Source organism: Endobacterium panacihumi (genome assembly GCF_050847465.1).
GTDB lineage: Bacteria > Pseudomonadota > Alphaproteobacteria > Rhizobiales > Rhizobiaceae > Neorhizobium > Neorhizobium panacihumi.
Map to the genome: position 1 here is coordinate 544,137 of NZ_JBOZRA010000002.1, position 24,473 is coordinate 568,609.

Sequence of the window (24,473 nt, forward strand, 5' to 3'; positions counted from 1 at the left end):
TATGGCGCGGCTTTCATCCTCGACCAGCCTGCCGGAAAACGTCAAGGCTCCGGCCTATGATCGTGCGGCGCTAAAACCCGGTATTGTGCATATCGGGCTTGGTGCCTTTCATCGCGCTCATCAGGCCGTTTTCACGCAGCGTGCCCTGGAAAGCGCCTTCGGGCCATGGGGCATCGTTGCCGTCAACTTGCGTTCGCCGGAACCTGTTAAAGCGATGGCGGAGCAGGATGGGCTGTTTTCGGTCATCGTACGCGGGGAGGGGGATGACAAGGCGGAAGTGATCGGCGCGACGGTCGGATGGATTTGTGCCGCTGAGGATCGGGTAAGAGTGCTCGATCTTTTGTCCAGCGAAGAGATCCGGATCGTCACGTTGACCGTGTCGGAAAAGGCCTATGGTCTCGATCCCGTCAGCGGCGGACTGGATGTTGCTCACCCGGCTGTCGCGGCCGATCTCGCCAATCCGCACGAACCGGTCGGGGTTCTCGGCTTTTTGGTCGAGGGTCTGGCACTGCGTCGTGCCAATGGTCTTTCCCCCTTCACCGTTCTGTGCTGCGATAATCTTCCGTCCAACGGACATATCGTTCAGCGACTGGTTCTGGATATGGCCGAACGACGCGATCCCGAACTGGCGCGATGGATCAGGGAGAATGGCGCGTTTCCGTCCAGCATGGTCGACCGTATAGTGCCTGCCGCCACGGACGAGACGCGTGCCAGAGCGCAAAATCTTCTCGGTGTCGAGGATAGCCTCGCGATCGAAACCGAACCTTTCATGCAGTGGGTGATCGAGGATCGGTTCGTGTCCGGCAGGCCGCAATGGGAGGCGGGCGGCGCGCTTTTCGTCGACAATGTCGAGCCGTACGAAAAGATGAAGCTGCGGCTGCTGAATGGCGGCCACACGTTGATTGCCCATCTCGGCCTGCTGCATGGTCTGGACTATGTGCGCGACGTCATGGGCGTGCCGGAGCTGCGGGCGCTGGTCGAGCGCCATATGAAAGCAGTTCTGCCGACGCTCGATCCCGTGCCCGGTATCGATCTCGATGATTATACGCGCCAGTTGATTGCCCGCTTCGCCAATCCCGCGATTGCACATCGGAATGTGCAGATAGCTTCGGACAGCACACAGAAATTGCCGCAGCGCATTTTTGCGCCAGCGGTGGAAGCGTTGGCCGCAGGCGGTGACGCGGCGGAATTCGCCTATGTCGTTGCCGCCTGGATCGCCGCTGTCGTCAAGCAGCAGGATTGTAATGATCCTCGGCGAGAGGAAATCCTCGGCGCGGCTCGGACTGTCGACGCTGCTGATCCTTCCGCATCTTTCCTTGCGATTGAGGGGCTGTTCCCCGATGTGCTCGTGAGGGCGCGTGGCTGGCGCGATCTGGTCGATGCCGAGCTGGCAAAGCGGGAGCGGTGACGGAATAGTTTTCCAATTTTTGTCGGTAGATCAGGTGTCTGACCTGTGCATCCGGACGGTCCATTGCCTATATAGCGTTTCAGCGTTTTTCATCCGCCAACTGCTATCCGAAGCAAAGGACCGTTTTGATGACCGAGAAATCTTCCGCCGACAATTTTCCAGCCGGTTATGAACCGCCAAAAGTCTGGACCTGGGAAAAGGGCAATGGTGGCCAGTTCGCCAATATCAACCGCCCGATTGCCGGGCCGACACATGACAAGGAACTGCCGGTCGGCAAACATCCGCTGCAGCTTCATTCGCTTGGCACCCCGAATGGCGTCAAGGTCACCATCATGCTGGAAGAGCTTCTGGCCGCCGGTCACAGCGATGCCGAATATGATGCCTGGCTGATCAATATCGGTCAGGGTGAACAGTTCGGTTCCGGTTTTGTCGGCATCAATCCGAATTCGAAAATCCCGGCTTTGCTGGACCGTGCGCCAAAAGGCGGCGGTGAACCGATCCGGGTTTTTGAATCCGCTTCCATCCTGATCTATCTTGCCGAAAAATTCGGTGCTTTCCTGCCGATCGATCTGCGCGCCCGTGCGGAGGCCATGAACTGGCTGTTCTGGCAGATGGGCTCGGCACCGTTCGTCGGCGGCGGCTTTGGCCATTTTTATGCCTATGCGCCGATCAAGATCAAATATGCGATCGACCGCTACGCGATGGAAACCAAACGTCAGCTCGATGTGCTCGACCGTCACCTTGCCGAAAACCAGTTCATGGCTGGAAAAGAGTACACGATTGCCGACATGGCGATCTGGCCATGGTACGGCAATCTGGCGCTTGGTCAGGCCTATGGCGATGCCGGTGACTTTTTGGAAGTTCAGGGTTACAAGCACCTCCAGCGCTGGACGGCGGAGGTTTTCGCACGGCCGGCGGTGAAGCGCGGCCGTATGGTCAACCGGACATCCGGCGAACCGGCGGAGCAACTGCGCGAGCGTCACGACGCTTCCGATTTCGACACCAAGACGGCCGACAAGGTCGCAAACACTTAAGGATCAAGACGATGGCAAACCTGCCCGAAATGACCAAACATCGCGGTTTTCCGGGCGGGATGCCAAGCACGGGGATCCAGTTCACTATCCGCCGCGCCAACCCCAAGGGTGTGACGCCGCTGAAAGAAATTCCTCGGCGCAAACGTCCCGGCATGGCCGAACACCGCGTCGACGGGGCGTTTCTTCATGCGCTCTGGCATCATTTTGGTGCCGAGCCCTTTGAACGCGGCAATCTCGATGCCGCGCGTCTCAACCTTCTTCTGGGGCGCGAAGTCGTGCCGGCGGACAAGGATTTCGATCCGCTTTCCTACCAGACGATGCTGAGGATCGATGAACGGGTGGCGCGCAAAAGTTTTCCGGAATCATTCGAGAACTTTTTCGAAATCTGATATTCATTGACGATCGACAAGCTGCGGAGGAGACGTGATGCTTGTACCGATTGTCTGGATGATAAAACTGAACGATCCGCTCAAACCTCTCAAACGGTGGGCGGATCGCCAACGCAGGCGTGATGCCTTCCTGCATAACGATCGCAAGCCGCGTATGAGCCCGGAGGCAGCGCGGCGCGATCATCAGGATATGCTGCGTTTCATGGCGCTCAATGCCCTTGGCGGTGCCGTTATCGGCGTGGTCGTCGGCGCAGCACTTATTGCGCTCGATGTCGGCAACCTGCAAAGCCTCATAAGGCGTGCTTCCAATCCCGTCCTTCCGATCATTCTGGTCGTGGTGCCGTTCGCCTCGTTGTTGGGCGCCGCGGCGGCGGCATCGGCCATCCTCACGCTTCCCTACGAGCGAAAGTTTCGTGATGAGGATGTTCATGATCCCAAGGCGGATTGAAGCGCCGCCGGTAGAGGTGCCGCCACAAACATGACGTGTGTCCTCCACTTGCCGACTATCGGCATCACACTAATTGCTGTTCAAAGCCTTAACTGCATTGGAGGAAATGCATGGTTTCGGAACAGGCGCTTATCCGGAAGATAACCTGGCGGCTCATGCCGTTTCTCGGCCTTCTTTATCTTATTGCTTACATCGACCGTCAGAATGTCAGCTACGCAAAACTCGACATGGTCGATGCGCTGGGCATGAGTGAATATGCCTATGGTCTTGGCGCGTCGCTGTTTTTCGTCGGCTATTTCATCTTCGAGGTGCCCGCCAATCTTTTCCTGACCCGGTTCGGTGCCCGGGTGTGGTTTACCCGCATCCTTGTGTCCTGGGGCCTGGTGACAATCGGCCTCGCCTTCACGCAGAACATGACGATGTTCTACATTCTGCGGTTCCTGCTCGGTGTGGCGGAAGCCGGCTTCTTTCCGGGCGTTCTCTATCTGCTGACGCTGTGGTTCCCCAAGGATTATCGCGGCCGCATGGTGGGGCTTTTCATGATCTTCAGCGCACTGGCCAATGCTGTCGGCGCCCCGCTGGGTGGTGCGCTGCTCGATCTGGACGGTTTTCTTGGGCTTGCCGGTTGGGAATGGGTGTTCCTGGCGACGGGCGTGCCGGCCGTGGTCGCCGGTATCGTCACTTTCTTTTATCTCGATGACACGCCCGAAAAGGCAAAATTCCTGACGGCCGATGAAAAGCAGTGGCTCAAGGACCGGCTTGCGCGTGAAAACCAGGGAATGGAAGGCGATGCCGATGACGGCTTCAAGGCGCTTCTCAATCCACGCGTACTGCTGATGGCGCTTTGCTATATCGGCTTTCCGCTGGCCGCCTATGGGCTCAGCTACTGGCTGCCGACCATCGTCAAGGGGTTTGGCGTGTCCAACACCACCAACGGCTTCATCAACATTATCCCGTGGATCATCGTTGCCATCGTCTTGTGGGTGGTGCCTGCCGCAGCGGACAAGACTGAAAGGAAAACGCCTTATATCGTTGCGCCGGCCTTTATCGGTGCCATTGCGTTGGCGTTGTCCGCCCTATTCACCACGCCGATCATACAGTTTGTTTTCCTGTGCATTGCCGCAGCCGGCATCTTTGCGGGCCAGCCGGTGTTCTGGAGCCTGCCGTCACGCTTCCTGAAAGGAGCGGGCGCGGCCGCGGGCATTGCGGCGATCAATTCGGTCGGCAACCTTGGCGGCTTCATCGCCCAGAATGTCGTGCCGTGGATCAACGACACCACGGGCAGCAATATCCTGCCGATGTTTTTCCTGTCGGCCTGCTTGGCGGCTGCCGGTGTGCTCGTCATCGTGGTGGGAAGAGCTTTGGCCCGAAAGGCGGAAGCGAATCCAACCCAGGCTGTGTAGTGCTTGGCGAAAACGTCCCGGCAGATCTGTTTCAAATCTGCCGGGAGATGTCCTCAGCTGTGTCGTCCGGTCAGAAAGATCAGGATCACCATGCCAGCGGTAACCGGCGCAATCCCCGTCCATTCCGGCAGTGTCGCCGTGTTTCGGCACAAAGCACCGGTAAGCAGAAGTGCCGATCCGACCAGAACCAGTGTAAGGGATCCAAGTCGCAATACGTCCCGCGCAGCGTATTCGCCAGAGATACGAAAAAGCGAAGCAAGCTTATGCCGCGACTTTTGTCGGCTGGAAGATTCGAAATTCATGTCGGTCATGCTGCCAATGCACCACTATTCTGAATGACATGATCACGTATAGCAGCTTTCAATTCGCTCAGATTGGCAAATCGACGCTCATCGAGATCGATGACGTGAAATTTGACCGCAATGAAACGGTAGGCGTCGTCCTGTCGGACCGCAATTCCCACCGGAAGGCCGGCATGTTCAATGCTCATGGTGCTCACTCCGCCCGTCCGGGCCTGATTGTCTCGATGGATGATCGGCGCTGGAAGCGCCCGGCATTCGCGAGGCATGTGAGTGGCAACAACGGAGTGAAGAGCGGCCAAGAATAATGGACGCCACAAAGTGCGCATTCGTGCGGCTTACAATCATGTTCATCTCCTTGGGTCGATCGTCAACGACACGAAATCTACAGAGATGACACCAGGGTTTCAATGAGAAATGAGTGCCTATTGGAAAATAAATCTATAATTTTGCTAGATATTCGACGAAGTGGAAAAATATCGCGCCAAGGTTCGGTGGTTGAGGATTTTATGCCTCATTATGCGCTCATCGCATTCAAGCGATGACCAATGGCAATAGGCGGGTTGCGTCAGGACAAGGGCAATCAAAAGCCGGTCTTTACAAGCGGATGGCACGTATTTTCCTGACCTGTGCCGTGGCATCCCTCGGCCTGCAATCAAGCGTCCTGCATCAAAAAGGCTTCACGGTCGGCCGATAGACGTGTAAAACGACTGAACTGGTCGACTTACCCCTCACAAGCAGAAATGGAGAAAGCTGATGGCTCATATCCTTCCCGCGCTTGAAAATGGTCATGCGCCGATCACCCTGCAGCAATATTTTCGTGATTCCCTCGATGCTTTTGAAGATTGGCAGATCGGTGATCCGGAGCCGGCTCTCGCCGTCGGTTCCGATAGGATGCCGATATCCGAGGTTTTTGCCGCGTTGCGCGGCTGCTCCGATATCGTCCCCGCCAATGTCGTCGGTGGCGTCACGGAACAGCTGACAAAACCCTGGGAGGGGGAAGGTCCTCTCGATGAGATGACTTTCTCGACGGCCGCGCGCGTCATGAGCGTTCTGGTCCGCAAACGCCAGCTGAGCGATGGCCGGATCTCTGCCATCGTGGAGGGATATACCCCCACGCCCTGGCACGCCCATTAGAAACCGCGCATGACAACGCTCCCATGAAAACGCTCACTGGCCGCTCCATTCGGGAACGGCCAGTGAGACTTTTGAGTACCTGTTCATCGCCGACTTGGGAGCCGCGCTCGAGCAAGCGGTTCTCTACTCCTTCACCGCTCCGGTCATCGACGACACGTAATAGTCGACGAAGAAGGAATAGAGGATGACCACCGGCAGCGATCCGAACAGCGCACCGGCCATTAGTGATCCCCATTCGAATACGTCGCCACGCACCAGTTCGGTCAGCACGCCGACCGGGATCGTCTTGTTTTCCGAAGACTGGATGAAGGTGAGCGCGTAGATGAACTCGTTCCACGACAGCGTGAAGGCAAAGATGCCGGCCGAGATGAGGCCCGGCACTGCCAGCGGCAGGATGATTTTGACGAGAATCTGCCAGCGGTTGGCGCCATCCACCAGCGCGCTTTCCTCCAGCTCGAACGGGATCGAGCGAAAATAACCCATCAGCAGCCATGTGCAGAAGGGGATGAGGAATGTGGGATAGGTGAAAATCAGCGCCAGACGACTGTCATAAAAACCCAGCTGGAAAACGATGAAGGCCAGGGGAATGAACAGGATCGATGGCGGGATGAGATAGGCGAGGAAGATTACCAAGCCCACTTGCCGCGAGCCGGTAAAACGGATGCGTTCGATCGCATAGGCGCCGAGCACCGAGGCCACCAGCGACAGCGCCGTCGAGCCGACCGCCACCAGCATCGTGTTCCACAGCCAGCCCGGATAGGAGGTCTCGAAGAACAGGTATTTGATGTGGTCGAGCGTGGCGCCGACCACCCAGAACGGGCTGTAATTGGTGTAATCGGTCAGCTGGTCATTGGGTTTTACCGCCGTGATCGCCATCCAGTAGAATGGGAACAGCAGCACGAAGGTGAACACCGCCATCGGCAGGTAGAGCATGACGATACGCCGGGGCAGGCGGTTGAGATAGCTCATGCCCTCGGCATTGTCGGTCAAAACGGCATCGGCCGGGCGAGTGGTGGTGGTTTGCGTGTTCATCTATCTATCCCCTCAATCCTGTCCGCCCTGCTGCCATTTGCGGCGTTGCAATCCGAAAAAGCTGAACATGATGGCGGCGAGCAGGAAGGGCACCATGGCCACGGCAATGGCCGCACCTTCGCCCAACTGTCCACCGGGAATGCCGCGCTGGAAGGACAAGGTCGCCATCAGATGCGTGGCATTGACCGGACCGCCCTTGGTGAGCACGTAGATCAGCTGGAAATCGGTGAAGGTGAAGAGAACCGAAAAGGTCATGACCACCGCGATGATCGGGGTGAGCATCGGCAGCGTCACATAGCGGAACCGTTGCCAGCCGCTGGCGCCATCAAGCGAGGCGGCTTCCTGCAGCGAGGCGGGAATGGTCTGCAGACCGGCGAGCAGCGAAATCGCCACGAAGGGAATACCGCGCCAGACATTGGCCAGGATCACCGAGATGCGGGCATTGGTGGCATCGCCGAGGAAATTGATCGGGCTGTCGATCATCCCCATCTGCATCAGCGACCACGAGATAATCGAGAATTGCGCGTCATAGATCCACCAGAATGCGAGCGCCGACAGCACGGTCGGCACCACCCAGGGCAAAAGAATGATGGCGCGAAAGAAGGATTTGAACGGCAGATGCTGGTTGAGCAGCAGCGCCAGCCAGAGGCCGAGCGCGAATTTCAGCACCGAGGCGACAAAGGTGTAGAGCACGGTGTTGAACACCGACAGCCAGAACACGTCATCTTCCATCAGGAACTGGTAGTTTTCCAGCCCGATGAAAATGCCGTCGCGGCCGATCTTGGTATCGGTGAAGCCGAGCCAGACACCGAGGCCGAGCGGATAGGTGAGAAAACACAAAAGAAAGATCGCTGCCGGCAGCATGAACAGGGCGCCGAGCACATTGTTGTTCTGCAAGAGCGAGTTGAACGGCCCTCGCGTTTCCTTGGTAATCACCGTCGCCATGGCAAACCTCCTGATCGGGAATGGCGGCACGCCGGGCTCAAAAGCCGGCGTGCCGCATCGGCATCATTGAGAGCGCGTCAGACGCGGTAATAGCGGTTGGCCCGGCGTTCGGCCTCCTTCATGGCATCTTCCGGCGAACGCTGGCCGGTGACGGCGGCGGCGAACATGTCGACCAGAACGTAATCGGCCATGGTGGCAGCGGAGGCGTAACCCAGCGGGCCGGCATAACCGTTCGGCCGCAGGGTTTCCGACGCGCGCGAGTACGGCGCGTGGATCGGATCGGCGGTCCAGATCGGATTGGAGGCAAAGGATTTCAGTGCCTGGCAGCAATAGGCGCTGGAGCCGGTGATCCAGGCATTCATCTGGTCGGCTTCCATCATGAACTTGATATAGGCTTTGGCGGCTTCCGGGTATTTCGTGTGCTTGAACAGCAGCAGCGAACTGGTCTGGTGCAGTTCCACACTCTTGCCGACCGGGCCGATCGGAAAATTGGTGGTGCGGATGTCGGCGGCGATTTCCGCCAGTTTCGGATCGCCCTTGGCGGTGTAATAGACCGAAACGCCATTGGCGATCAGCGACACCTGTCCGGCGAGGAAGGCGCGGTTGTTGTTGACGTCCTGCCAGCTTTCCGTGCCCGGAATGAAGGTGGCGTAAAGCTCCTTCGCATAGTTGATCGCCGCCAGCGTTTCCGGGCTGTTGATCGTCACCTTGCCTTCGGCATCGACCATCTGCGCGCCATGGCTCCAGAGCAGCCAATGCGCATAGTTGTTGCCGTCGCCGACGGCCTTGCCGTGCGGGAAGCCGGCGGGCGTGCCCTTGGCCTTCATCGCCTTGCACAGTTCGAGGAAACCGGCCGTATCCTTCGGGAATTCGCTGAAACCGGCTGCCTTCATGTGGCTGTCGCGGTAAACGACGGCATTGCCGATGGCGGCGAGCGGCATGGCGATGAACTGGTCGCCACGGGCGGCATACCCGCGCATGCCGTCATACCAGCCGCCATATTTGCCGCCGAGATAGTTGGCGAGTTCGGTGAGATCGACCAGCTTGTCTGGATACTGGTGCGCGTCATCGAACCAGCACATCACAAGGTCGGGACCGGAGCCGACATTGGCGGCGACGGCGGCCTTGGGGCGGATATCCTCCCAGCTTTCCTTGTCGACACGGACTTCGACGCCGGTCGCCTCGGTGAATTTTTTGGTATTGGCAAGCCAGGCTTCTTCATCGCCCTTCACGAAGGGTGTCCAGCGAAGCAGGCGCAGGCTGGCGCCGCTTTCCGGCTTGTAGGCCGGTTCGGCCTGCGCGAAGGTCGGGCGGATGCCCAGACCGGCGACACCAGCGGTGGCGGCGGTTGCTGCGAGAAAGTCACGTCTTCTGATCGTCATGATATTCCTCCTCCAAAACACGGGTCGAAAATCCCCCGGCATCCACTGTCCCGCTTGGTGAATGGCGGCCCTTGCATTCTCGGTTACGGAATGCGCCGACGAGGATGGTGAAACGGGAAGGCTCCTCCTCCTGCCCGTGGCCATCCGCGCGGTATCAGTCGGTCAATCTCTTTCCGGTTTCGACATCGAAGAGATGGACATGGGTGGCATCGATCGAGACGCGCAGCGTTTCGCCCGGTCTGGCGCCGACACGTTCGCGAAACACGCAATTGGCTTCCGTGCCGCCCAGCCGTACGATGAGATGCGTCTCGTAACCAGTCGGTTCGATCACCACGATCTCGACCGGAATGCCGTCGGCATCGAGGGCAATATATTCGGGGCGCAGGCCGTAGATCAGGTCGCGGCCGAGCGCTCCTGCCGGTGCGTTGGCAACCGGCAGGATGGTGCCATCCGTGGCGATGAAGCGGCTGCGATCCTGCGGGTCGAGTTTGCCCTTGATCATGTTCATGGCGGGCGAACCGATGAAGCCGGCAACAAACAGGTTTGCCGGCTGGTCGTAAAGCTCCAGCGGGCTGCCGATCTGCTCGACCACGCCGTCATGCATGACGACGATCTTGTCGGCCATGGTCATCGCCTCGATCTGGTCGTGTGTGACATAGACGGTGGTGGTCTTCAGCCGCTGGTGCAGTTCCTTGATCTCGGCGCGCATGGCAACGCGCAGTTTGGCGTCGAGGTTGGAGAGCGGCTCGTCGAACAGAAAGACCTTTGGATCACGCACGATGGCGCGGCCCATGGCGACACGCTGGCGCTGGCCTCCGGACAGCTGCCGCGGATACCGTTCCAGCAGCTTGTCGAGGCCCAAAATGCCGGCGGCATATTTGACGCGTTTGTCGGCTTCGGCTTTCGGCGCCTTGTTGAGCATCAGCGAAAAGGCCATGTTTTGCTCCACCGTCATGTGTGGGTAGAGCGCGTAGTTCTGGAACACCATGGCGATATCGCGTTCCTTGGGCGGCAGCGTGTTGACCACCTTGCCGCCGATGCTGATCTCGCCGCCGGAGATGTTTTCAAGTCCTGCCAGCATGCGCAGCAGGGTGGATTTTCCGCAGCCTGAGGGGCCGACGAGGATGACGAATTCGCCATCGGCGATTTCGATATCCACACCTTTGATGACCGGAAATGCGCCGAACGATTTGCGGACATCGGTGAATTGAACGTCTGCCATGCTCCCTCCCTGGGTATGTTATGAATTCCCGTCTTTTCCTGTCTGCGTAGGCGATCGGTGGCGGATGGATCAGCCGCGTCCGACAAAGGGCATTTTCGTCGCCATCACGGTCATCGTCAGCACATTGGCATCGAGCGGCAGGCTCGCCATATAGACGACGGCATTGGCGATATGGCCGGCGTCGATGGTCGGCTCGATGGCGATCTCGCCGTTGGCCTGCATCACACCCTTCGCCATTTTCCGGGTCATCTCCGTCGAGGCGTTGCCGATATCGATCTGGCCGCAGGCGATATCGAAATGGCGGCCATCGAGCGCGGTGGATTTGGTGAGCCCGGTAATGGCATGTTTGGTGGCGGTATAGGGGGCCGTATTGGGTCGCGGCGTGGTGGCGGAAATCGAGCCGTTGTTGATGATGCGGCCGCCGCGGGGATTTTGGGCCTTCATGATGCGAAAAGCCTGCTGGCTGCACAGAAATGCGCCAGTCAGGTTGGCGGCGACGATGGCGTTCCAGTCCTCGAAGGACAGTTCCTCCATCGGAACGTTGGGCACGTTGATGCCGGCATTGTTCACCAGCAGATCGAGCCGGCCATATTTTTCCGAAATCGCATCGAACAGTGCGCGGACCGAAGCGGGATCACCAACATCGGCGGCAACGGCGAGAAATTCGGCACCGGTTTCATTCGCCAGTTCTGTCGCTGCCGAATTAAGCACGTCCTCGCGGCGACCGGAGATGACCACCGTGTAGCCGGCACCACCCAGCGCCTTGGCAATGGCGCGCCCGACGCCGGTGCCGCCGCCCGTGACCAATGCGATCTGCCCGTTTTTATCCGCTGCCGTCATGCAATCTTACCTTCCAACTCGTCTTCGATATGCGCCTGCACAATTTCCTCGAAATTTGTTTCGGCCTTGAAGCCCAAGGAAGAGGCGCGCCGTGCGTCAAACTGCGTGGCCCAGCCGGCTACGATCCGCTCGATGACCGGATCCGGTTCGCGGCGGATCAGTGCCACCGCCTTGTCACCGGCCACGCGGCGCAGCGCTTCGATCTCCTCAGCAACGAGCGCCGAAAGCCCCGGCATGGTGAGGTTTCTCCGCGGACCGATCTTTGCGGTGTCGATCGTCGCCGCATGCACGAAAAAGCCGACCGCCGCGCGGGGGCTGGCAAACCAGTGACGCACCTGATCACTGACCGGAAGCACGGCGGGTTGGCCGACCAGCGGCTCGCGCAGGATGTTGGAAAAGAAGCCCGATGCCGCCTTGTTGGGCGCACCCGGCCGCACGCAGATCGTCGGCAGGCGGATGCCGATGCCGTCGAAAATGCCGCGTCGTGAATAATCAGCAAGCAGCAGCTCGGCGATAGCCTTCTGCGTGCCATAGCTGGTGAGCGGCGTGGTGAAGAACTCGTCGGGAATGATGTCCGGGAACGGCGTGCCGAATACGGCGATCGACGATGCGAACACGAAACGCGGAACGTAGCGTTCCTTTAAACCCTCGTGGCGGATGGCCTCGAATAGCGCCCGCGTGCCGTCGAGATTGACGGAGTAACCCTTGTCGAAATCGGCTTCCGCCTCGCCCGAAACGATGGCGGCAAGGTGAAAAATCAGGTCCGGGCGCGTGGCGATCAGTTTCGGGGCGACGGTCGCATCGGCAAGGTCCGCCGTCTGCGCCGTGGTGATCGACTGAAGTGTCGTCGGAACCGTTGGCTTAAATGCATCCACCAGCGTCAGGCGGCTGATCTCGCCACCCAGAATCTGCGGGCTTGATGCAATCCGGTCCACCAGCTTGCGACCGACCATGCCTGCCGCACCCAAAATCATCACATGCATTCCGGCTTCTCCTCCCAGTGTCGCCGTTGATTTCTTTTGTCCGATGGTTCGCTCCTCACTTCGAACCACTGAACGTCATTCAGTCATGTCATTGTTCTCCGTATTCCGCATCCGTTGCGTCTCACGATAAGATTTGAGCCAGCCCAGGCCGGCTTCGGTAGATGTCGCCGGCCGGTATTCGGCGCCGATCGGGCGGTCATAACCCAGCGCATCGAGATGGCCGATGATATGGCTGTAATCGACCTCGCCATGATCTGGCTCGCGCCGATCCGGCACGGCCGCGATCTGGATATGCCCGATCGCCGCCATGGCCTCCTGCAACCGGCGGGTCAGGTTACCTTGCATGATCTGCACATGGTAGCAATCGAACATAAGTCTGACATTTGTCGCACCGACCGCGGAGATGATGTCGAGCGCCTGATCGGTCGTTTGCAGGAAATATCCGGGCGCATCGCGGTCGTTCAGCGGCTCGATCAGGATGCCGATGCCGAGATCTGCGGCTCTTGTCGAGCCATAACGCAGGTTGGCGATGAAGGTCGCGCGTGCCTCCTCGCCGATGGCTCTCCCGGCCATGACGTGGACGTTGCTTGTGCCGGTTCTGGCCGCGTAGTCGATGGCCTGATCGATTGCCTGCGCTGCCTCCTGCCGTCGTTCCGGCACGGCGCACAGCCCGTTGTCGCCGGCCTGCGAATTTCCGCGGCTGGTATTGAGGCCGAGCATGGGAAGACCCGTCTCTTCGAGAGCGCGCCGCGTTTGCTCGGGTGCGGTCTCGTAAGGCCAATGGCATTCCACCGCGTCGAAACCAGCGGCCTTGGCCGCTCTTATCGCGTCAGGCAGCGATAGCTCCTGCCACAAAAAACCGAGATTTGCAGAAAAGCGGGCCATTTCAATCCCACTCCACATCATAGGTTTTCACCAGATCGGCGATCTGTGCCTCGCTCAGTAACCTCGGATTGGCGCCACGGGTCAGCATGGCGAGTTTTGCCGTCTCCTCCAGTTCCTCGATGGCATAAACGGCAGCTTCCAGTTCCTTGGCCGCCACCACCGGGCCGTGGGCTGCCAGCATGACGGCAGAGCGTTTGCCGGCAAGGCCGCGAATGGCGTCGCCCATGGCCGGATCGCCGGGCATGAAATAGGGCAGCAGTTTCACCTTGCCGAGTTTCATCACCGAATAGGCGGTGAGCGGCGGCAACATGTTGTCGGGGTCGACCTCGGGCAACAGCGACAGCGCCACCGAATGGCAGGAATGCAGGTGCACGACGGCGCCGGTCTTTTCCGGTCGCGTCTCGTAGAAGGCTGCGTGAAGCGGCATCTCCTTGGTCGGTTTGTCACCATCCATGAGCTTGCCGTCAGCTGAAAACAAAGACAGACGTGATGGATCGAGTCTACCGAAGGAACTGCCGGTGGGGGTTACCAGAAGGCGCCCATCGCTCAACCGGGCGGAAATATTGCCGGATGCGCCGGCGGTGAGGCCGCGGTCATAAAGCGACTTGGCCATCATGCAGATGTCTTCGCGCAATGTCGCTTCTTCGCTCATGCCGCCTCCAATGTCTGGAAGGCATCGGCGAAAAAGCTCTCGCTGCCGAAATTGCCGGATTTCAGCGCCAGTGCGATCCGCTCGCCCTGAACCGTCGTATAGGTCCACGGCACGCCCGGTGCGATTTCTCGGCCGATCTCCAGTCGCGAAATGCCGAGTGTTTCGGTCACAGCGCCGGAGGTTTCTCCCCCGGCAATCACAAAACGGCGGGTGCCCAAGGAGAATGCCTCAACGGCAAGGTCGGCCAGTGCCTGTTCGACAATCTGTCCGGCTTTTTCCGGCCCCAGAACCTCCTGGGCATGACGAACGTCATCCGGTTCGGCGGTCGCGTAGATCAGCTTTGGTTCATCGAGTGGCTGCTGTCGCAGCCAGTTGCGCGCCGTCTCCATGCCGTCATTGGCGAGCGCCAGCGGATCGAGCCGCAGGCCTGCGACTTTTTTGCTGTAATGCGCGACCTGTTTCCGGGTCATGGCGGAACAACTGCCCGACAGCACGATCCGGCCAGGGCCGATGCCATCCCGTGACATTCCCTGCCGGTTTTCCTCGGGCGCTGCGACAAGGCCGTATTTCACATAGAGGCGCGGCAACTCACCCGCGATTGCGCTGCCGCCTGTGGCAAGCGGCATATCCATCACTGCTGCGGCGATGGTCGCGAGATCGTTGTCGCTGAGGGCATCAACGACGACATGCGCAACACCACCGGCGGCGAGTTTGTCCAGTTCTCTTGCGATGGCACCTGCACCCTGCAGAACCGTGTTACGATCGATCAGGCCCGCACCGCCGCGCACCTGCGGCTGAAGCAGGCGCACAAGGTCGGACTGGCGCATCGGCGTCAGCGGGTGATCCTTCATCGGGCTTTCGGACAGCAGTTGTCGGCCGACGAACAGGTGCCCCATATAGACGCTGCGGCTGTTCTGTGGAAAAGCCGGGCAATAGATCGTCTGCCGCGCACCGAGCTTTTCCATCAGCATTTCTGCAACCGGGCCGATATTGCCTTGGTCGGTGCTGTCGAAGGTCGAGCAATATTTCCAGAAAAACCGTTTCGCACCCGCGCCTTGCAGCCAGATCAACGCATCGCGGGCCTGCGCGATGGCGATGGCGGCCGGCTGTGTGCGAATTTTGAGAGCGATCACTTCGAATGCGGCAGCATCCGTCTCAGCGTCATCCGCAGCCGGGACGCCGATGCGCAGCGACACCGGAAAACCACTGCGCGCGAGAAGGGCGGCGAGATCGGTTGCGCCGGTAAAATCGTCAGCGATGCAGCCGAGCACGGTTCCCATCCCGTCAGCCTTTCATGCCGGGCAGCGTGGTGCCGCTTCGAAACGCCAGGATTTTTGCAACGGCAGCATCGTCTTCCAACCCGAGCCCCTGGTTGGAGGCATCGGAAAACAGGCTGAGCGCAAGGCTGGCAAGCGGCGTCACGGCGCCACTTTTTTCCGCCTCCGAGGTGACGATGCCGAGATCCTTGACAAAGATGTTGACAGTGGAGCGCGGCGTGTAATCCCCCGACACGATATGTTCGCCGCGATTTTCGAACATCCATGAGGATCCGGCCGAAACGCGCAGGACATCGTAGACCGTTTGCAGATCCATACCGGCACTGGCCGCCAGCGTCATGGCTTCCGCGGCGGCGGCAATGTGAACGCCGGCCAGCAACTGGTTGATCATTTTGACCTGCGAGCCGGTTCCGACCGCATCGCCCAGCCGGAAGATTTTTGCCGAAACGGCGTCGAGCGCGGATGCGGCCGCATCGAATGCCGCAGCCTTGCCGGAGGCCATAACGGTGATGTCTCCCGACAGCGCTTTCAGGTGCCCGCCCGAGACGGGGGCGTCGATCACCTGCATGCTTGCTGCTTCGAGCTTTTGAGCAATGGAAACGGCATCACTCGGAGCCATGGTCGTGCAGAGCAGGAAAACGGTTCCCGGCCTGGCAGTTTCGAGCGCGCCATGCGGGCCGAACAACACGTCTTCGACCTGACGGGCATTGACGACGTAGATGAAGACGGTCTGAGCCGCAATGCAGGCTTCGGCCGGTGCGGCGCAGGCATGTCCGCCTTCTTCCGTAAAACGATCGCGCACCTCGCCACGGACATCACATCCGTGGACGATAAAACCGGCTTTCAAAAGCGATAAGGCAGCACCCCAGCCCATCGATCCAAGACCGATGACCGCAGCATTTTTGATGTCCTGCACGGCGTCTCCTCCCCAGGTGCCACACAAGTTCCGATGCCGCGATAACGGTACCGGTATCGGTAACATGGGCGATTTTTTTGGATATTGTCAATAGGAGGCAGTTTTCCTTCTACCACAAACATCCTATGACTGTGACGGCGCGAGCAGCCGTACTGCTGTGCGCGGGAGGGGATTTATCGTTGATGCGCAGATCCACCCTGGAGGAAGTCGCGGCTTTGGCGGGCGTCAGCAAGATGACGGCCTCGCGGGCGTTGCGTGGTGCTTCCGACGTGGCGGACGACACACGCGTGCGGGTACAGCAGGCGGCTGAGCGTCTGAGCTATGTCGGTAACCGGCTGGCACTTTCGCTGTCGTCACAACGCACCAATCTGGTGGCCGTGGTCGTGCCCAGCATGTCCAATACCGTGTTTCCCGAAGTGCTTTCCGGCATCACTACTGGCCTTGAAGGCACCGGCATGCAGGCAGTGTTCGGCATTTCCGATTATGACGAAGCCAAAGAGCGCGAGATCATCCGCGACATGCTGTCATGGCAACCCTCGGCGATCATCGTCACCGGTCTCGATCAGCGGGACGATACGCTGCGCATGCTCAAAAGCGCCGGTATTCCGGTCATTCAGGTCATGGATCTCGATGGTACGCCGATCGATTTCAATGTCGGGCTGTCGCATGGCGATGCGGGCCGCGACATGGCGGCCGCGCTGCTGGCGGCAGGGCGGCGGAAAATTGCCTATGTCGGCAGCGCGCTCGCAAGGGATCTGCGGGCAGGAAAGCGCAAGGCGGCGTTCGAACATGTGCTGGCGGACCAAGGCCTGTCCTTCGTGGCCGAACAACTGGACGATGGCTTTTCCTCGATCGCGCTCGGCAAACGATTGACGACACACATGCTGGCTGCAAAGCCCGACATCGACTGCATCTATTATTCCAACGACGACATGGCTGCCGGTGGGCTGTTTGCCTGTATGGAGCTCGGCATTGATGTGCCATCGCAGATCGTGCTGTCCGGCTTCAATGGTCTGGACCTCACAGACAGCCTGCCGGCGCCGATCGCCACGAGTAAATCGCCGCGGCGCGCCATGGGGGAGGCGGCTGCGCGGCTGATCATCGATGCGACACGAAACGGGGAAAAGGGCGTAGGCGACGCCGCGGTGAAAACGATTGTCTTCAAACCGCCGATCATCGGATTGAAGCCGATCTAGAGGAGTGGTGGGCATGCTGACAGCAGGTATTCAAGGAGCAATGGGAGAGACATGAGCGAGAATAGATTCAAGGCAGCCATAGCGAACGGGCAGCGACAGATCGGCCTGTGGCTCAATACCGGCGAAGCGGTTGTCGCCGATATCGTCGGCCGCACCGGTTTCGACTGGCTGGTGATCGACGGAGAACATGGGCCGAACGACCTGCGCAGTATCATGCGGCAGTTGCAGGTTCTGGATGGTCTGTCCGTCGAGCCCGTGGTGCGTCCCCCGGTCGGTTCGAAATGGATGATCAAGCAGTTGCTCGATATCGGCGCCCGCACGCTGCTGATCCCGATGGTCAATACGCCGGAAGAGGCGGCCGAATGCGTGCGCTCCGTGCGATACCCTCCGCATGGCGATCGCGGCATGGGGGCGATCGTGGCCCGCGCCTCGCGCTACGGTACGGTTGCCGATTACGCCGCAAAAGCCAGTGACGAAATCTGCCTTCTCGTTCAGGTCGAGACCAGAGAGGCGCTGGAAAACCTCGATGCGATCGCGCGGACCGACGGCATTGACGGCGTGTTCATCGGCCCTGCCGATCTGTCCGCCGATATCGGCCAGCCGCTGAAAAGCGACGCGGTTCTGTCGGCGATCGATCAGGCGATCGAAACCATCGTTGCCGCCGGAAAACCGGCCGGTATCCTGACGTTCGACGAGGAGTTGAACCGGCGGTTTATCGGGAAGGGTGCAAGTTTTGTTGCGGTCGGTGCCGATGTCACAGTGCTGCTGACGACGCTGGCTTCGCTTTCCAGCCGATACAGGGATGGCTCTGACGGGCCGACGACGGTCGACAGCTATTGATTGCGGGACAATGACGGCCGACGTCACGGTCGGTGAAGGTGCAGGATAATGAACGATCTTCTCGACAAACTGCGTGATGCCGTCGGTCGCCGTCATGTGCTGACCGGCGACACGCAGACCCGGCGTTTCCGCCAGGGATATCGGTACGGTGGCGGGGCGGCGGTTGCGGTCGTTCGGCCGGGCACGCTGGTGGAGATGTGGCGGGCGCTGCAGGCCTGCCATCGGGCCGGGGTCGTCATCATCATGCAGGCTGCCAATACGGGGCTGACGGGTGGTTCGACGCCGGTGCCCGAAGGGTATGACCGGCCGGTCGTGGTCATCAACACCTTGCGGCTGCGCCGCCTTGATCTTGTCAATGGCGGTCAACAGGTCGTGTCGCATCCGGGCGTTACGCTGGACCAACTGGAAAAAGCGTTGCGGCCGATCGGTCGCGAGCCGCATTCGGTGATCGGTTCCAGTTGCATCGGTGCGTCCGTTACCGGTGGCGTGTGCAACAATTCCGGCGGAGCGCTCATTCAGCGCGGTCCGGCCTTCACGCAGTTCGCGCTTTACGCCCGTATTGATGCGGCAGGCCGATTGCAATTGGTGAACAATCTCGGCGTGGCGCTGGGTGAGGCGCCTGAAGAGATCCTGCAACGGCTGGATAACGGCATGTTCAGCGAGGCGGATATCGTCGAGGCCACGAACCTGCATGCATCCGACCATGAATATTGCGACCATGTCCGCGATATCTCAGCCGGTACGCCGGCCCGTTTCAATGCGGATCCGCGGCGACTTTACGAGGCGTCCGGTTCAGCCGGCAAGCTTGCCGTCTTCGCATTGCGGCTCGATACATTTGCCGCGGACGAGGAAACACAGATTTTCTACATCGGCAGCAACGATCCGACTGAGCTCGAGACCATAAGGCGCGACATCCTGGGTGGCTTTACAAATCTGCCGATTGCCGGGGAATACATGCACCGTTCCGCCTATGATGCGAGCGGCCGCTACGGCAAGGACCTCTTCCTCTACATCCAGGCCTTCGGCACGGATAAGGTGCCGTTCGCCTTTTCGTGCAAGAGCCGGTTTGACGGCATCACCGAAAAGCTCGGGCTCGGCGGTGCGGTCAGCGACCGCATCCTGCAGTTCATCTTCGATCGCATGCCGAGCCATCTACCGCGCCGCATGAACGACTACCGCGACCGCTACGAACATCATTTGCTTCTGAAGATGGGGGATGCCGGCATGGATGAAGCGCGCACTTATCTGGCGCGGCATTTTCCGTCCACGAGCGGTGATTATTTCGAGTGTGACGAGAAAGAAGGCAAGGCGGCGCTGCTCAACCGGTTTTCCGTCGGCGGGGCCATGGTGCGGTATCGCGCCGTGCATCCCAAAACCGTCGAGGATATCGTTGCACTCGATATCGCGCTGCCGCGCAATACGCTCGACTGGTTCGAGCGTCTGCCGCCGGAAATCGCCGCTAAGATCGAGTTCACCATGTATTGCGGTCACTTCTTCTGCCATGTCCTGCATCAGGAATATCAGGTGAAGAAGGGTGAGGATTGCGAGGCGCTCAAGCATGATATTCTGGCGCTGCTGAAGGCGCGCGGTGCGGAATATCCTGCCGAGCACAATGTCGGCCATCTTTATGAGGCGTCAGAAAGCCTCAAGGCATTTTATCGCGAACTCGATCCGACCAATGCCTTCAACCCGGGCATCGGCAAGACCTCGCTCAATCTGGACTGGAAGGAGCCGGGATATTTCAAGGAGCAGGCTAGCGCTCCGTGACTATATCCCGGATGTCGATGGGGTCAGTCGGATGCCGAAATCCGCATCGACCGCGTTGGGATCAACCGTTGAGCTAAGCTTGCGCCGTCTGCGCGGCGTCCGCCGTATCGCCATCCAGCTCCGTCTCCACCCCGAGTGCCTGCTGCACCGCCTTGCGAATTTCTTCCTCGATGGCCGCCCGCGCTTCGGGATCCATCTGCGCAAGACTTTCTTCGGTCATGCCGCGCGCTTCCAGATATTTGGCGCGGATGCGTTCGGCTAAGGTCATCTCGGCCAGTTCGCCGAATTGCTTCTCGGCCTCCGTTCTGCCGTCGGCGGCATCCTGCCAGACGTCTTCATCCCGCGCGCTTGCGGTATTGGTGGATGCAAGATCCCATAATGCGCTCGACAGTTTTGCGGATGTGCCATCGTCATGGCCGGTGTCCGTGCCGGTCAGCGCGGAGCCGACCGAGCTGCGCCCTTTCACGGGCGCGTCGCCGGTGGCCGATGCATCCGGCTGGGTATTTCCACGTGTCAGGCCTGAATAGGTAAAATAGGAATAGGTGGTGCTACCAATGGTCGTCATAATCGACATCCTCGTGAAACCGAGAACAAGTTAGATTTCGAGGCCTGCTCGAAGCTGGTCGCCATTCCTATGCGGTCCTTATGCGGCGCTCTGCCGCATCGCCTCGATTTCCTATGCGCATCAAGGCTAGGTCATTCCGTTTCGCTGAGACAAGGAGACGACATTGACCGCGCGAGTTTCCAACATCAGGACAGTAACGACGCTGATGACGCCCTTTGCTGATGGCAGGATCGATCATGTCGCGCTTGCAGCCCTTGTCGATCGACAGTGCGCCGCGGGGATCGACGCCATCATGGTCTGCGATGTCATCGGCGAAGGGTATGCGCTGAGCGATGACGAGCGCGATATCGTTCTGTCGATCTGCGTGGCGGGCGCGCAGGGCCGCCTTGCCGTGATCGTCGCAACCGGGACCTACAATACGGCACGCAGTGTGGCGCTGACGGAGCGCGCGCAGCAGCTCGGAGCGGATGGGCTGTTGGTGACCGTGCCCTATTATTCGAAGCCGACACGCGCTGGTGTGGTGGCGCATTTCCGAAACATTGCCGGAGCGACTCATCTGCCGGTCATCGTCGATGATGATCCGCAGCGGACTGTGATCGAAGGCGGGGCAGGGCTTTTGTCCGATCTGTCCGATGTCCAGACGATCGTCGGTGTTCGCCATGGTGCGGGCCGGCTTTCCGCCTTTGCCCGGCTCGATCCCGTTCTGCGCCGACGTTATCATCACTATTCTGGCGATGAGATCGACCTGCCTGCCTTCCTTGCCTGCGGGGGCCACGGGATGATGTCCGCCTACGGCAATCTGTTTCCATTCCGCCTGGCTGCATTGGGGCGCGGATTTGCGGGCGCGGCCGGCGCGTTCAGGCGTGAAATGGCTGCCTTGCTTGGTGCCTCGGCCGGCCAGTGGGATGCGGCCGTCATCAAGGCGGCTTTCGGCATCCTCCACGGTGGTGCTGACACCGTGCGGCTGCCGCTGGTGTCGGTTGATGCAGATATGCGGGAAGACCTGCGGCGGGTGCTTACCAGCGCTGATGCGCCGATCGAACCGGCCGGATTTCCAGCGGTCGCTTGATGCGCGGAGTTCGGAGGTGAGCGTATCGCATTCCCATTCCTATGAAATGCCAATCTCTTCGGCTCGCCTTTCCAATCGAAAACATACGGGCCGGCGAATATCTTCCGGACTGTGCAGCGGCACGCCGGACAGGCGCAACGAACCTCCCGGCGAGCCAAACAACTCTGCAGGACATGGAGTATGAAACGATGAACAGCAGAATTCTTGCTTATCAGTTTGCCCGCTACCACCAGCGCCATCAACGTCGTCCGGCGCCGGTTGTTCGTCGTGGCGCAGATTGTCACGCACCCTCTTCCGCGGCCGGTCAATGTGATTGGGCGGCTTTCCTGCGTCTCGCGATCGTGCTGGCTCTGACCGGTTGCGCAATCGCGATGCTGCATCTGGCGCATCAGTCATAAACATCCCTGAAGGATATATGTCATGGGCAAAGCCCTCATGCAGGTGCCGGCTGGATTTTCCGGCGTTCGTTTTACCGTTGGTCGCGACGAAAAAGGCTGCTGGATCGTACAGGACCGCGATGGATTGGTTGGAGGCATTTTTCGCGATCGCGCTTCGGCCGTGCATTTTGCGATATTTGAAAGCGATCACCAGCCCGGCGCTGTCTGCTGCGTGCCGGATGGGGCGATCCTGCCCGGTTTGAATGCAGCCGATCCCATGCGACGTCTTGCATCGGCTGATCGCGCCGGCCTTCGTCTGGTTTGAGCCCCGGCATGCGCGGGCTTGTTCTTGTTGGCGGTGTAACCGCGGTCGCCGCTCTGCTGGCTGTTATGTCCAGCCTTTGACAGGGATTTCTAAAGGGCGCCGTCTGGCGTCCTTCTCTTGTCGATCTACGTTGCGTTTGCGTTGTCCTCAATATAGGGTACCCCCCTATAGTAAAGAGGTCGGCATGTCGCACACCATTCGGGAACAGGCAAAGCTTCTGGCGCGGGTGCGCCGGATGAAAGGGCAGATGGAAGCGGTCGAGCGCGCGCTCGAGGCGGAGGCGCCGTGCGGGCAGATCCTGCAGCAGTTGGCTTCGATCCGTGGCGCGCTCTCGGGCCTAACCGGCGAGGTGATGGAAGACCACCTTCGTGAACACGTGTTGCACGCCGAAAGCGAAAAAGAGCGGGCGGCGGCCGTCGATGAACTGGCGGAAGCGCTCAGGACCTATATCCGCTGACGCGCGGAAGATGGCGGCTGCGCAGGTCTGCGACCAATCAGGCAAAAGGAAACACCCATGTCCCTTTCGACGGACGCAATGGAACATGATCACGTCTTTCTGGGGCAGGATCACGATCGCAACGAGAAGCGCGTCTGGCTGGTGATTGCGCTCACCACGGCGATGATGATCGCCGAGATCGTCGCTGGTACGGTCTATGGTTCAATGGCGCTGCTGGCGGATGGCTGGCACATGTCCACCCATGCCGGCGCCATGCTGATTGCCGCCATCGCCTATACCGTCGCCAGAAAGCAGGCGAGAAACCGCAGTTTCACGTTCGGCACCGGAAAGCTCGGAGATCTTGCCGGTTTTGCCAGCGCCATCGTGCTGGGATTGATAGCGCTTCTGATTGCGTGGGAAAGCGTGCAGCGTCTGGCCAGTCCGGTTGCCATCGATTTCGGCCAGGCGATCATGGTGGCTGTCATTGGGCTGGTCGTCAATCTCGCCAGCGCATGGCTGCTGAAGGACGATCATGCGCATCACGGTCACCATCATGGCGAGGCGCATAATCATGATCACCACCACGACCATAGTCATGGGCATGACCGTCATCACGCGGGCCATGCCCATGGTGACCACGCTCATGCGAGCCATGCCGCCGGCAAGGACAACAACCTGCGTGCCGCCTATCTGCATGTTCTGGCCGATGCGCTGACCTCGGTTCTGGCCATCGTGGCACTGCTGCTCGGCAAGCTCTACGGCTGGAACTGGCTGGACCCTGTCATGGGTGTGGTTGGTGGCCTTGTCATCGCGCGATGGTCCTGGGGGTTGATAAGGGTGACATCGGGCGTGCTTCTCGATGCTCTGCCGCAGGCCAAGGCGATGTCAAAGGAAATCCGTGCGCAAGTGGAGACCGACGGCGATCGTATCACCGATCTGCATGTCTGGCAGGTCGGCCCCGGCCACCATGCCGCCATCATCGCAATCGTCGCGCAAAATCCGCAGGTGCCGGCCTTTTACAAGGACAGGCTGAAGACGGTAACAGGGCTTTCGCATGTGACCGTGGAAGTTTCGCCGAAAAGCTAGCTTCTGTGACCGCCGGTTCTCCAAAAAGTAAAGCCGTGCTGCGATCCGCCAATCGCAACACGGCTTTGCCCTCGTGAGTTCCGTTTTCCGACTACAGGTCAATTGTATTCGGAAAATTCCTGGTATGCGCCTTCCACCCATTCGATCGACGGTGCTGCCGTCTGGAAGAGTGGGCTACTTCCATGGTTGTCGTAGTCATTGCTGCCTTCCACCGCCCAGAGCGCGCTGGCAAGCGAGGTGGAAAGAAGTGTGCTGCTGCCTGTGAGTGCAAAGGCGGATCGCTGACGCGTTTCCGTCTCTCGCTGCGGCGCTTCCTCGGTCGTGCGGTCTATGTCGTAGGACCGGTGGGAATAGCCATATCCGCTCAGTCCGCTATCGATTTTCATGCGGTCTGTTCCGTCAGTGGTTCCGTTAACCAATGGTTAATGCGGGAACCTTGCGCGGAGCTTGCGTTTTGGCGCGTGCGAGATGGAGCATCCGTTGTCGTTCAGGGGTTTTCGACAGATTTCCGGCTGATTTCAACGGCTTGTTTCGCGTCGCACAAATCAGAAATTTTGAAT

The 24,473-nt window shown here is 59.7% G+C and carries 28 protein-coding genes; 14 read left to right on the top strand and 14 right to left on the bottom strand.

Annotated elements, in window-relative coordinates; all coding sequences use genetic code 11:
- Position 1 precedes the first annotated feature (1 nt).
- The 5 genes from ACRQ1B_RS14365 (at position 2) to ACRQ1B_RS14385 (ending at position 4,682) form a co-directional block, all read left to right on the top strand.
- Positions 2-1,408 (top strand): mannitol dehydrogenase family protein, encoded by a 1,407-nt coding sequence (locus tag ACRQ1B_RS14365; RefSeq protein ID WP_432294375.1) that lies wholly within the window; start codon positions 2-4, stop codon positions 1,406-1,408.
- A 128-nt stretch (positions 1,409-1,536) separates the two neighbouring features.
- A complete protein-coding gene (gene yghU / locus ACRQ1B_RS14370) occupies positions 1,537-2,442 on the top strand; it encodes a glutathione-dependent disulfide-bond oxidoreductase (protein WP_432294376.1) in 906 nt (301 codons plus the stop codon).
- Between the two features lie 11 nt (positions 2,443-2,453).
- Positions 2,454-2,831, top strand: coding sequence for a hypothetical protein (locus ACRQ1B_RS14375; protein WP_432294378.1), 378 nt, complete (start codon positions 2,454-2,456; stop codon positions 2,829-2,831).
- A gap of 37 nt (positions 2,832-2,868) precedes the next feature.
- Positions 2,869-3,279 carry a hypothetical protein gene (locus tag ACRQ1B_RS14380; protein ID WP_432294379.1) on the top strand — a complete coding sequence of 137 codons (411 nt, stop codon included), beginning with the start codon at positions 2,869-2,871 and terminating at the stop codon, positions 3,277-3,279.
- A gap of 110 nt (positions 3,280-3,389) precedes the next feature.
- Positions 3,390-4,682, top strand: a complete 1,293-nt coding sequence (locus ACRQ1B_RS14385) for an MFS transporter (RefSeq protein ID WP_432294380.1) — start codon at positions 3,390-3,392, stop codon at positions 4,680-4,682.
- 53 nt (positions 4,683-4,735) lie between these two features.
- On the opposite strand, the gene ACRQ1B_RS14390 is transcribed toward ACRQ1B_RS14385, so the two are convergent.
- Positions 4,736-4,984, bottom strand: coding sequence for a hypothetical protein (locus ACRQ1B_RS14390; RefSeq protein ID WP_432294381.1), 249 nt, complete (start codon positions 4,982-4,984; stop codon positions 4,736-4,738).
- Between the two features lie 5 nt (positions 4,985-4,989).
- A complete protein-coding gene (locus tag ACRQ1B_RS14395) occupies positions 4,990-5,172 on the bottom strand; it encodes a hypothetical protein (protein WP_432294382.1) in 183 nt (60 codons plus the stop codon).
- Positions 5,173-5,737: 565 nt separating this feature from the next.
- Here ACRQ1B_RS14395 and ACRQ1B_RS14400 point away from each other — a divergent pair.
- The gene (locus tag ACRQ1B_RS14400) at positions 5,738-6,118 is read left to right on the top strand and encodes a BRA0787 family protein (RefSeq protein WP_432294383.1); all 381 of its coding nucleotides are present in this window, start codon (positions 5,738-5,740) and stop codon (positions 6,116-6,118) included.
- Between the two features lie 123 nt (positions 6,119-6,241).
- Here ACRQ1B_RS14400 and ACRQ1B_RS14405 read toward each other — a convergent pair whose 3' ends face one another.
- From ACRQ1B_RS14405 to ltnD, 10 genes are all read right to left on the bottom strand, one after another.
- On the bottom strand, positions 6,242-7,150 hold the full coding sequence (locus ACRQ1B_RS14405) for a carbohydrate ABC transporter permease (protein WP_432294384.1): 909 nt from the start codon (positions 7,148-7,150) through the stop codon (positions 6,242-6,244).
- 12 nt (positions 7,151-7,162) lie between these two features.
- Complete coding sequence (locus ACRQ1B_RS14410; RefSeq protein ID WP_432294385.1) at positions 7,163-8,095, bottom strand: carbohydrate ABC transporter permease; 933 nt, start codon at positions 8,093-8,095, stop codon at positions 7,163-7,165.
- A 77-nt stretch (positions 8,096-8,172) separates the two neighbouring features.
- Entirely contained in the window at positions 8,173-9,477 is a 1,305-nt protein-coding gene (locus tag ACRQ1B_RS14415; RefSeq protein ID WP_432294387.1) for an ABC transporter substrate-binding protein, read from the bottom strand.
- A 154-nt stretch (positions 9,478-9,631) separates the two neighbouring features.
- Positions 9,632-10,699, bottom strand: coding sequence for an ABC transporter ATP-binding protein (locus ACRQ1B_RS14420; RefSeq protein ID WP_432294388.1), 1,068 nt, complete (start codon positions 10,697-10,699; stop codon positions 9,632-9,634).
- A gap of 69 nt (positions 10,700-10,768) precedes the next feature.
- Entirely contained in the window at positions 10,769-11,539 is a 771-nt protein-coding gene (locus ACRQ1B_RS14425; protein ID WP_432294389.1) for an SDR family oxidoreductase, read from the bottom strand.
- Positions 11,536-12,522: a D-erythronate dehydrogenase gene (denD, locus tag ACRQ1B_RS14430; protein WP_432294390.1), complete on the bottom strand. Its 987-nt coding sequence runs from the start codon at positions 12,520-12,522 to the stop codon at positions 11,536-11,538. Before denD ends, ACRQ1B_RS14425 begins: the two co-directional genes overlap by 4 nt.
- 75 nt (positions 12,523-12,597) lie before the next feature.
- Complete coding sequence (locus ACRQ1B_RS14435) at positions 12,598-13,407, bottom strand: hydroxypyruvate isomerase family protein (protein WP_432294391.1); 810 nt, start codon at positions 13,405-13,407, stop codon at positions 12,598-12,600.
- Between the two features lies 1 nt (position 13,408).
- A complete protein-coding gene (otnC, locus tag ACRQ1B_RS14440; RefSeq protein WP_432294393.1) occupies positions 13,409-14,059 on the bottom strand; it encodes a 3-oxo-tetronate 4-phosphate decarboxylase in 651 nt (216 codons plus the stop codon).
- The gene (gene otnK, locus ACRQ1B_RS14445) at positions 14,056-15,339 is read right to left on the bottom strand and encodes a 3-oxo-tetronate kinase (protein ID WP_432294395.1); all 1,284 of its coding nucleotides are present in this window, start codon (positions 15,337-15,339) and stop codon (positions 14,056-14,058) included. Before otnK ends, otnC begins: the two co-directional genes overlap by 4 nt.
- 4 nt (positions 15,340-15,343) lie before the next feature.
- Positions 15,344-16,252 carry an L-threonate dehydrogenase gene (gene ltnD, locus ACRQ1B_RS14450; RefSeq protein ID WP_432294397.1) on the bottom strand — a complete coding sequence of 303 codons (909 nt, stop codon included), beginning with the start codon at positions 16,250-16,252 and terminating at the stop codon, positions 15,344-15,346.
- A 182-nt stretch (positions 16,253-16,434) separates the two neighbouring features.
- Here ltnD and ACRQ1B_RS14455 point away from each other — a divergent pair, with 182 nt between their 5' ends.
- Genes ACRQ1B_RS14455 through dld form a run of 3 tightly spaced genes read left to right on the top strand, consistent with a single transcriptional unit; the run spans position 16,435 to position 20,055 of the window.
- Positions 16,435-17,448, top strand: a complete 1,014-nt coding sequence (locus ACRQ1B_RS14455) for a LacI family DNA-binding transcriptional regulator (RefSeq protein WP_432294399.1) — start codon at positions 16,435-16,437, stop codon at positions 17,446-17,448.
- A 51-nt stretch (positions 17,449-17,499) separates the two neighbouring features.
- Positions 17,500-18,288 (top strand): HpcH/HpaI aldolase family protein, encoded by a 789-nt coding sequence (locus tag ACRQ1B_RS14460; protein WP_432294400.1) that lies wholly within the window; start codon positions 17,500-17,502, stop codon positions 18,286-18,288.
- A 48-nt stretch (positions 18,289-18,336) separates the two neighbouring features.
- A complete protein-coding gene (dld, locus tag ACRQ1B_RS14465) occupies positions 18,337-20,055 on the top strand; it encodes a D-lactate dehydrogenase (RefSeq protein ID WP_432294401.1) in 1,719 nt (572 codons plus the stop codon).
- A 73-nt stretch (positions 20,056-20,128) separates the two neighbouring features.
- On the opposite strand, the gene ACRQ1B_RS14470 is transcribed toward dld, so the two are convergent.
- Positions 20,129-20,620 carry a hypothetical protein gene (locus tag ACRQ1B_RS14470; protein WP_432294402.1) on the bottom strand — a complete coding sequence of 164 codons (492 nt, stop codon included), beginning with the start codon at positions 20,618-20,620 and terminating at the stop codon, positions 20,129-20,131.
- A 163-nt stretch (positions 20,621-20,783) separates the two neighbouring features.
- Here ACRQ1B_RS14470 and ACRQ1B_RS14475 point away from each other — a divergent pair, with 163 nt between their 5' ends.
- The 5 genes from ACRQ1B_RS14475 (at position 20,784) to dmeF (ending at position 23,913) form a co-directional block, all read left to right on the top strand.
- Positions 20,784-21,689: a dihydrodipicolinate synthase family protein gene (locus tag ACRQ1B_RS14475; protein WP_432294403.1), complete on the top strand. Its 906-nt coding sequence runs from the start codon at positions 20,784-20,786 to the stop codon at positions 21,687-21,689.
- Positions 21,690-21,877: 188 nt separating this feature from the next.
- Positions 21,878-22,087, top strand: coding sequence for a hypothetical protein (locus ACRQ1B_RS14480; RefSeq protein WP_432294404.1), 210 nt, complete (start codon positions 21,878-21,880; stop codon positions 22,085-22,087).
- Between the two features lie 22 nt (positions 22,088-22,109).
- Entirely contained in the window at positions 22,110-22,391 is a 282-nt protein-coding gene (locus tag ACRQ1B_RS14485) for a hypothetical protein (RefSeq protein WP_432294405.1), read from the top strand.
- 184 nt (positions 22,392-22,575) lie between these two features.
- Entirely contained in the window at positions 22,576-22,848 is a 273-nt protein-coding gene (dmeR, locus tag ACRQ1B_RS14490) for a Ni(II)/Co(II)-sensing transcriptional repressor DmeR (protein ID WP_132273884.1), read from the top strand.
- A 57-nt stretch (positions 22,849-22,905) separates the two neighbouring features.
- The gene (dmeF, locus tag ACRQ1B_RS14495; protein ID WP_432294407.1) at positions 22,906-23,913 is read left to right on the top strand and encodes a CDF family Co(II)/Ni(II) efflux transporter DmeF; all 1,008 of its coding nucleotides are present in this window, start codon (positions 22,906-22,908) and stop codon (positions 23,911-23,913) included.
- A gap of 98 nt (positions 23,914-24,011) precedes the next feature.
- On the opposite strand, the gene ACRQ1B_RS14500 is transcribed toward dmeF, so the two are convergent.
- Positions 24,012-24,299: a hypothetical protein gene (locus ACRQ1B_RS14500; protein WP_432294408.1), complete on the bottom strand. Its 288-nt coding sequence runs from the start codon at positions 24,297-24,299 to the stop codon at positions 24,012-24,014.
- Positions 24,300-24,473 lie beyond the last annotated feature (174 nt).